This is a genomic window from Streptococcus sp. NLN76 (assembly GCF_015686645.1).
Taxonomy (GTDB): Bacteria; Bacillota; Bacilli; order Lactobacillales; family Streptococcaceae; genus Streptococcus.
In genome coordinates this window covers 1-8,356 of sequence record NZ_JADPMS010000060.1, presented here as the reverse complement: position 1 = coordinate 8,356, position 8,356 = coordinate 1, and the positions used below count along the sequence as shown (strand labels likewise).

General features: G+C 45.1%; 8 protein-coding genes. 7 read left to right on the top strand and 1 reads right to left on the bottom strand.

Annotated features, from left to right (window positions below; translation table 11 throughout):
• The first annotated feature begins 504 nt into the window (after positions 1-504).
• A complete protein-coding gene (gene ruvB / locus I1A59_RS08665) occupies positions 505-1,506 on the top strand; it encodes a Holliday junction branch migration DNA helicase RuvB (RefSeq protein ID WP_196092378.1) in 1,002 nt (333 codons plus the stop codon).
• Between the two features lie 303 nt (positions 1,507-1,809).
• Here ruvB and I1A59_RS08660 read toward each other — a convergent pair whose 3' ends face one another.
• Positions 1,810-2,721: a type II CAAX endopeptidase family protein gene (locus tag I1A59_RS08660; RefSeq protein WP_196092377.1), complete on the bottom strand. Its 912-nt coding sequence runs from the start codon at positions 2,719-2,721 to the stop codon at positions 1,810-1,812.
• A 215-nt stretch (positions 2,722-2,936) separates the two neighbouring features.
• Between I1A59_RS08660 and I1A59_RS08655 the strand changes: the two genes are divergently transcribed.
• The 6 genes from I1A59_RS08655 to I1A59_RS08630 all read left to right on the top strand — a co-directional run.
• On the top strand, positions 2,937-3,356 hold the full coding sequence (locus I1A59_RS08655; protein WP_196092376.1) for a low molecular weight protein-tyrosine-phosphatase: 420 nt from the start codon (positions 2,937-2,939) through the stop codon (positions 3,354-3,356).
• A 2-nt stretch (positions 3,357-3,358) separates the two neighbouring features.
• Positions 3,359-3,793 (top strand): hypothetical protein, encoded by a 435-nt coding sequence (locus tag I1A59_RS08650; RefSeq protein ID WP_196092375.1) that lies wholly within the window; start codon positions 3,359-3,361, stop codon positions 3,791-3,793.
• Positions 3,783-5,582: an acyltransferase family protein gene (locus I1A59_RS08645; RefSeq protein ID WP_196092374.1), complete on the top strand. Its 1,800-nt coding sequence runs from the start codon at positions 3,783-3,785 to the stop codon at positions 5,580-5,582. The genes I1A59_RS08650 and I1A59_RS08645 overlap by 11 nt, the downstream gene beginning before the upstream one ends.
• A gap of 108 nt (positions 5,583-5,690) precedes the next feature.
• Positions 5,691-6,971: an MATE family efflux transporter gene (locus I1A59_RS08640; RefSeq protein WP_196092373.1), complete on the top strand. Its 1,281-nt coding sequence runs from the start codon at positions 5,691-5,693 to the stop codon at positions 6,969-6,971.
• Positions 6,968-7,564, top strand: a complete 597-nt coding sequence (locus I1A59_RS08635; RefSeq protein ID WP_196092372.1) for an HAD-IA family hydrolase — start codon at positions 6,968-6,970, stop codon at positions 7,562-7,564. The genes I1A59_RS08640 and I1A59_RS08635 overlap by 4 nt, the downstream gene beginning before the upstream one ends.
• Positions 7,565-8,205: 641 nt before the next feature.
• On the top strand, positions 8,206-8,356 hold a 151-nt coding region (locus I1A59_RS08630), incomplete at its 3' end, for a transposase (RefSeq protein ID WP_196092379.1).

Sequence of the window (8,356 nt, the reverse complement as noted above, 5' to 3'; positions counted from 1 at the left end):
TAAGAGGCTGTTTTGTAATTTTATTTTCACGCTCAAGGCGTATTCGAGTTATCTCATGACTCTTATTCATCCAGTTTTAGTTACAGGCTCGGCAAAGCCCTAATAAACTTACGGATTTGTATTGCTCATCTTTATTATATACCTGAACTAATTTTCTGTCATGAGTTAGCAGGCGAAGCCTGCTTGGAGTTTTAGTTTGCTTTTAGTACAAGGCAGCGAGTCGCAGACAGTACTGAAGTACGGCAAGACGAGCTAACACAGTAATAAAAGATAAACTAAAAGAGTATAATCATTACAGAGAGGTCTTCCCTGTTCTATCATAGGAAATCCAGCTTCTGCAAGGATTTAAGGATATAGTCTTATATACAATATGGAAACAAAGGAAATGACCGTCTTTCTCATTCCTTCCGCATATATCTACATGTCTATATCTGATAAATTTGGAAGGGGTAATCATGTGACTCCAAGAAAAAGCAAGGCTCGATTTTTTGATATAATAGGGCTATGACTAGATTAGTAGATATGGAACAAATGGGAGAGGATAGTCTGATTGAAGGCAGTCTTCGTCCGCAAAATTTTCAAGAGTATGTTGGCCAGGGAAAGGTCAAGGAACAGTTAAAGATTTTTATTGAGGCGGCAAAATTACGGGATGAGTCCTTGGACCATACCCTGCTTTTTGGTCCTCCCGGTTTGGGGAAGACGACCATGGCTTTTGTCATTGCCAATGAATTAGGGGTGAATTTGAAACAGACTTCAGGGCCTGTGATTGAGAAGGCAGGGGATTTGGTGGCTCTCCTGAATGACCTCGAGCCAGGGGATGTCCTTTTTATCGATGAGATTCACCGCATGCCCATGGCGGTTGAGGAAATTCTCTATAGTGCCATGGAGGATTTTTATGTGGACATTATGATTGGGAGCGGGGAGACCAGCCGCTCGGTTCACTTGGAGTTACCTCCTTTTACCCTCATTGGGGCAACAACACGGGCAGGCATGCTATCCAATCCCTTGCGGGCTCGCTTTGGAATCAATGCCCACATGGAGTATTATGACCTTCCTGATTTGACAGAGATTGTTGAACGGACGGCTGCTATTTTTGATACTGAAATTTTACCAGAAGCAGCCATTGAGCTGGCCCGTCGCAGCCGGGGAACTCCCCGAATTGCCAATCGCTTACTCAAGCGTGTTCGGGACTTTGCCCAAATTAAAGGGGAAGGGATTATTGATTGGGATATGACTGACCAAGCCTTGACCATGTTAGACGTGGATCAAGAAGGCTTGGATTATGTGGATCAGAAAATTCTCCGTACCATGATTGAACATTACAACGGAGGTCCCGTCGGCCTGTCCACCATCGCTGTCAATATTGCAGAAGAACGGGAAACCGTTGAAGATATGTACGAACCTTACCTGATTCAACAAGGCTTTATCATCCGCACCCGCAGCGGCCGACAGGCCACGGCTAAAGCTTATGAGCATTTGGGTTATCCCTTACCGGAGACGAAGTAGAGCTCTTTTCCTTCATATAAAAGCAATAGAACATCAACAAAGGCAGGTCCACAAGGGATTTGCCTTTGTTGATTGGAGTGGAGTTATACTCATTACATTTCAAAATCTGAATGTGTTAATCCTCTTCGCCGAACCCCTTGATTACGTGCCTTGCACGCTTTAGCGATAATATTCAACAGGTCTCCCAGACCTGTTGAACTATCTTCATCGGATTGATTACAAGCGATGCTTGCTTCATGACCTATAAATTTTAATACAATTCCTGGATTAAAATTCATTTCAGATTTCGAACTGTTTCGAGTATTAGTTTTCTTTTTTTAATTGAAAGCCCAAATAGGCAATGCCAAGAAATAAGGCCATGCTGGCCATTAGGCTGCCCTCGGTTCCAAATGCTCCACCTGAAATCCAATCGGCTGCTTCCGGTTTTATTGCAAAGGAAAAGAGAGAAGAACCAGTACTGGTACCGCTGACAGCTACGCCGAAAATATTTCCTTGGGTGAAATTCCAGGCACCGTGCAGACCTGCAACACCCCAGATATTGTCTGTCTTCAGCATATAGAGGGCCATGAATACCCCAGATAAGACGATACTCAAAATCGACAAGACAGTCACATGGTTATTGGCTAAGTGCATGACTCCAAAAAGACCACTTGAAATCCCAATGGCGATAGCGAGATTGGACCGTTTGTTGATAATGGGCAAAAGCCAAGCCCGGGTAAGGAGTTCCTCTGTACCGCCTTGGATAAACCAAAATGGGATGGTAGATAGGACAAAAAGGAGATTCCCACCTGAAAAATCGACTCGATTGAAATCAAGACCTCCAAAAAGATAGCTTAATCCAAAGGCAAAACTGAAGACCAGCATGCCTACTCCCCAACCTTTCAGAATCTCCAGAAGAACATTGGTCTTGAAAAATCCCAGACTAGAGATTGGACGTTTCTCGTACCACTTGACCCAAGCAAAAAGTGTCAGAGCGGAGAAGGCAAAGAGACCCAGTTGGACATACAAATGAGTAAATACTTGCAATACTGCATCCAGATTGTTTAGATTGGCAATCACGAAGGGCATTGAAAGGATGGCAAGGAGGAATACCCCAATCATCGAACCTCCGAAAAAGAAAACCTCCACCATTAAACAGGCAAGAATGATCATTAGCCATGCAGGCAGTTTCTCATACCGTGTGGTTGTATTTGCCAATATTCTTTTTTCCATCATTTACTTCCTCCATTATTTTTGATACAACAGCTATCGTCCTACTGGAACAATGGTTTGACTAACTTTCCTATATTCATTTTAACAAAAATATACAAAAATTGATATGTAATATTTAAATCCTGTTTGCTGAATAGCTGTTGCGGACTTCAGAGGGCTTCAGAAATTCTTTTATTTCCCCTTTCCTTATATGTTATAATGGAGGGGAGGTATACGATATGAAAGTGATTATGGTTTGCTTAGGAAATATTTGTCGCAGTCCCATGGCAGAGTTTGTGATGAAACAAGAAATGCCGGTTTGGGATGTGGAAAGTCGTGCTACCTCGACTTGGGAGCATGGCAATCCGATTCACCGCGGAACACAAGCAATTCTTCAGAAATATGAGATTCCTTACGATGTCTCCAAACAATCCCAGCAGATTTCACCAGCAGATTTCCGGGAAGCGGATTTAATCCTAGCCATGGATCAATCGAACCTGGAAGATTTGCGGGCCATGGCTCCGCAAGAAGCCTTGGATAAGATTCATCCCTTGATTGATGGGGAAGTCCCAGATCCCTGGTACACGGGAGATTTCGAGGAGACCTATCGCTTGGTTCGCCAAGGCTGTCGAGAATGGATTGAAAAAGTAGGAGAGTAGCGATGGCAAAACAGGAAAAAGAAAAGAAACAAACTGAAAAAAAATCCCTTTCTAAAGGCATCCGTTGGAAACGGTCCACTTTTGAACTCATGGCTGGAGCAGTTATCCTCCTATGTGCGGTCTGGGTTTTTGTATCTGGAATCCCAATGAAGGGGAAAGTCAGCCTCAATGATGGCAAGATTATTTACGAAGGAACCCTGGTTCGGGGAAAAATGACTGGCCAAGGTAAGGCTACCTATGAAAATGGAGATGTCTATGAAGGTGAGTTTGAAAATGGAGCCTTTCAAGGTCAAGGGACCTTTACCTCAAAGGATGGTTGGCGCTATACAGGCCAATTTGCTAATGGAAAACCAGATGGAAAAGGGGAGCTGGTAACAGAGGATAAGGTCGCCTATACTGGAACATTTAAGCAAGGAATTTACCAAAATGAGAATTAAATGGTTCTCCCTGATTCGGATAACAGGACTCCTCTTTGTCCTGATTTATCATTTTTATAAGGACCAGTTACCAGGTGGTTTCATTGGGGTGGATATCTTCTTTGTCTTCTCCGGTTTTCTGATTACAGCCTTATTAATTGAGGAAGTTGGGAAAAGGAAAAAGATTGATTTGGTGTCTTATTTTAGACGCCGACTCTACCGGATTGTGCCACCACTGGTGCTGATGATTTTGGTAGTGGCGCCGCTAATGCTCTTTGTCAAGGCCGATTTTCGGGTGGATATTGGAACTCAGACAGCTGCGGCTCTGGGTTTTGTGACCAATTTCTATGAGATGCTGTTGGGAGCTAGCTATGAAAGTCAGTTCATTCCCCATCTCTTTTTGCATACCTGGAGTTTGGCCTTGGAAGCCCATTACTATATTGTTTGGGCCTTGGTCTTGGCCATAGTGGCGCGTGGGTCCAAGGATATTCGTCGCTTTAAGAGTCAGGTCTTTTTAGTTTCGACTGGTTTTCTCTTGGTTTCCTACATCAGCATGCTGATTGGAACCTTCACGACGGACAATGTTTCCAACCTCTACTTTTCAACGCTATCGCACAGCTTTCCCTTCTTTGTGGGATCTAGCCTTGCAGCCTTGACAGGCTTGCAGCAACAAGGAATGTTGCTGCGGAGTTTGGTTCGGAAGTGGAGTCTGGGCAAGACCTTGCTTGTGTATTTAGGAGCCTTGACCCTTTCGCTTGTCCTGGCCCGCTTCCTGACCTTTGAGTCACTTTGGACTTATGCCATCGGTCTTTTTGCTGCCTCTCTTTTGGCTGGGCTGATGATTCTAGCGACCCGTATCCTGCATGAGAAGACGAGCATCAAGGAACCGCGACTGTTCGACTTCTTAGCTAGCACCTCTTACGGGGTCTACCTCTTTCATTGGCCCCTTTATCTGATTTTTTCCGAATGGATGGGGCATGGTTTAGCTGTTTCTCTAACCATTCTATTTTCCCTTATTTTGGCTTCTTTTTCTTTTTATTTATTGGAACCAATCCTTCAAGGGAAACGTCCGAAGGTTTTAGGTACGCCCGTAGTGCTTCCCAGCCTGGGATGGAAAGGGCTTATGCTTCCGCTCCTATTGGCAACAACTTGGGTTATCGGGGTGGTTACGAGCCCAAGTATTGGGAGCTTTGAGGCCAATCTAGTGGGAAATAGCCTGCAACAAGCCAGTCAGCAAATGCGTTCTACCCGTATTCGAACGGAGAATCCGGATGCTGTGGCTGATGGAGCAAGCCTGATCGGGGATTCTGTGGCCCTCCGGGCTAGTGACTGGCTGAACAAGGATATTCCGGGTTTGGACATGGATGCGGCAGTATCTCGGAACTTGATTGACGGGAATAAAATGCTGAAAAAGGCTGCTAAAAATGGCACCCTGGTCACAGATGTCATCATGGCACTCGGAGTTAATGAGGTCAACGATTACTTTGACCAGCTCGACCAGATGGTTGAAAACCTACCGACTGGCCATCGCTTGATCTTGGTAACCCCTTATGATGGACGTGTTTTGGATAATCCCAATGCCATCGCCAACCGGACTCGGGATTATATGATCAAACTGGCGGATCAATATGACTATGTGTTGGTTGCAGACTGGTACCAGACAGCCGTAGACAATCCGCAAATCTGGTATGGTACGGATGATGTCCACTTTGGATCGGAATCCGACAGCATTACCCAAGGTAGTGAACTCTATGCCAAGACTGTCCGGGATGCCTTGAAGAAGGCTCAGGATGCACCAACAAAACCGTAAGGCTGAAATGATAGAAAATCACTTGTAACTAAGGCATGGATTTTCATTTTTGAAGTCTAGTAAGAAGGCTGGGGTCCAAACCCCAGCCGCTTTTGTTATACTAGTGATATGAAGAAGGTGAATCGGCAAATTTTTGACTTGGCCTTGCCAGCTATGTTTGAGAATTTTTTACAGATGATCATGGGAGTTGTGGATGCCTATTTGGTGGCTAGTCTGGGCTTGATGGCTATTTCAGGTGTTTCCTTGGCTTCCAGTGTTTTGGCTATTTACCAGGCCTTGTTTTTGGCTCTGGTAGCGACTTTATCGAGTTTTGTAGCCAAGGCTCGGTCAGAACAGGAAGAGAAACAGGCTGAGGACTTGGCGCGCTCAGGCTTGGGCTTGACGGTCTGCTTGGCTTTGGTCTTGGGTTTGTTATCCATTTTCCTGGGACCAAGGATTCTTTCTTGGATGGGGACGGACTCGACAGTTGTGGAGGCTGGTGGTCTTTACCTTGCTTTGGTCGGAGGTACCATTGTTTTCCAAGGGTTAATGATGAGCCTTGGTGCAATTCTCCGAACCTGGGGACGGCCTCAGGAGCCGATGTGGGTTAGTTTGCTGGCCAATCTGTTGAATGTTCTGTTGTCTACGGCTTTTTTATATGGTCTGGGTTGGGGCTTGATGGGGGTCGCCTTGGGGACTGCTCTGTCACGCTTTCTGGGGGCTCTTTACCTTTGGTGGCGGGTGCCCTTCCCTCTCTTGGGACGGCGCTGGTCTTGGGATTGGAGCTTGGTGAGTTTTGCCCTCCCAGCGGCGGGCGAACGGTTGATGATGCGGCTCGGCGATTTTCTTCTCATGGTGCTAGTGGTTTCTTTTGGGACTGAAGTGGTTGCAGGGAATGCCATTGGGGAAACCTTGATTCCCTTTCCTGCGATGCCGGCTTTGGGTCTGGCGACTGCAGGAGTTATTTTGGTCGCTCAAGCTCGGGGGCAGGAGGACTGGGAGCAGGTTGATGCCTTAGTTTCACGTTTGTATGGTTGGACGTTAGCCCTAATGCTACCGATTGGCTTGGCTTTTTATCTATTTGGACAGTCTTTGACGCAACTGTATAATAGCGATGCTCAAGTGATTGCGGCTAGTCAAACAGTCTTACTGTTTGCGTTCTTAGGAAGTCCGATGACTGCAGGAACTTTGATTTATACGAGCCTATGGCAGGGTTTGGGTAATGCCAAGTTGCCTTTTTATGCGACTAGCATCGGGATGTGGGTCTTGCGCATTGGATTTGGTGCCTTCCTCGGACATTTTCTGGGCTGGGGCTTAAGTGGTATTTGGATTGGGACCTTGGTTGACAACGGTTTTCGCTGGTGGTGGCTCAGACGTCACTACCGTGCTTATAGAAAGGAGCAGGCATGACAGCTTTTATTTGGGATTTGGACGGGACACTTTTGGATTCTTATGAAGCCATTCTGGCAGCTATTGGCCAGGCCTTGGCAGACACGGAATACCCTTTTGACAAGGAGGCGATTCGCCAGCAGATACTGGCTACCTCTGTTAAAGATTTTTTTGAAAAAATTGAAAAAGCTGATGGGAAAAATTTGAAACCTCTCTACCAAAAGGCTTTACCGCAATTCAGTGGGGAAATTCGCCTCTTGCCAGGGGCTAGGGAAATCTTAGAGTGGGCGGACCAGCAAGGGATTGAGCAGTTTGTTTTTACCCACAAGGATGAGGAAGCCCACCCGCTCTTAGACAGACTGGATTTGGCTTCCTATTTTAGAGAAGTGGTGACGGCTAGCGATGGCTTCGCGCGCAAACCGGATCCGGAGGCCCTCTATTATTTGATGGACAAGTATCAATTGGACCCGCATCAGACTTACTATATTGGCGATCGTCTTCTGGATATTGAAGCTGCACTCGCCGCGGGCATTCATTCGATCAATTTTCTAGCCCATCCCGATAGTCAGGAAATTTCCAGCCTATCGACGATTCAGGATTTAGGAATTTTGTAAGGTTGAAGGAGTAGAGTAAGAGAGGTCTAAGCATGGAAGACTGGGTACCAACCTTATCCTATGTATCCACTCCTATTTTATCGGTCCCCCAGTTTTTTCTTCCTGTTTGGACTATAAATGATGAGGGAGTGCCTGTCTGCCAGTTGAAATTGAATGGGAATAAAAAATGAACCTTAAGGTTGCTTTAAGGTGAGCAGGTTATACTAGAGTCACAAGTTAAGAAGAACTCTTAATTTGACTCCTAAAACTTTTCTTTTTCATAATAATCTCCGGAACTGGGACATGGGTAGGTATCTGTGTCCCAGTTCTTTTGTGTTATGAAGGATGTAGTGTGTTATGGGGAGATTATTTTTGATAGGAATAAAGCTAGTCACTTCGTTCCTATCTTTTTTACCTCACATTTGTTCGGTATCCACTGCTGTAATTCGCTTTGCTTCAAACAGCAGTAGACATAATAATCTCCGGAAATAGCTCCTTTCGAGGGGCTATTTCTTTTTTGGTATCTGAAAACCACTAGCTGTGCTAGTGGTTCAAAAGAGCTTTAAGCGGTGTATTAAAAAAGACCTTAAGATGTTATATTAGATATGTTTTCCCGACCACATATCATAACATGAAAGGAGTCCCCCTGATGAAACAGGACAATAAATAATAGTTTAGCACATACCACATGGAATTGTAAGTACCACATAGTTTTTGCTCCGAAATATCGTAGACAAATTATTTATGGAAAATACAAAGCAAGTATTGGACAAATACTACGAGAATTATGTGAACGAAAAGGTGTAATAATTC

Excerpts from the sequence above, each read along its gene's own strand:
- ruvB (WP_196092378.1), top strand. The coding sequence starts at position 505 with ATGACTAGATTAGTAGATATGGAACAAATGGGAGAGGATAGTCTGATT.
- I1A59_RS08660 (WP_196092377.1), bottom strand. The coding sequence starts at position 2,721 with ATGATGGAAAAAAGAATATTGGCAAATACAACCACACGGTATGAGAAA.
- I1A59_RS08655 (WP_196092376.1), top strand. The coding sequence starts at position 2,937 with ATGAAAGTGATTATGGTTTGCTTAGGAAATATTTGTCGCAGTCCCATG.
- I1A59_RS08650 (WP_196092375.1), top strand. The coding sequence starts at position 3,359 with ATGGCAAAACAGGAAAAAGAAAAGAAACAAACTGAAAAAAAATCCCTT.
- I1A59_RS08645 (WP_196092374.1), top strand. The coding sequence starts at position 3,783 with ATGAGAATTAAATGGTTCTCCCTGATTCGGATAACAGGACTCCTCTTT.
- I1A59_RS08640 (WP_196092373.1), top strand. The coding sequence starts at position 5,691 with ATGAAGAAGGTGAATCGGCAAATTTTTGACTTGGCCTTGCCAGCTATG.
- I1A59_RS08635 (WP_196092372.1), top strand. The coding sequence starts at position 6,968 with ATGACAGCTTTTATTTGGGATTTGGACGGGACACTTTTGGATTCTTAT.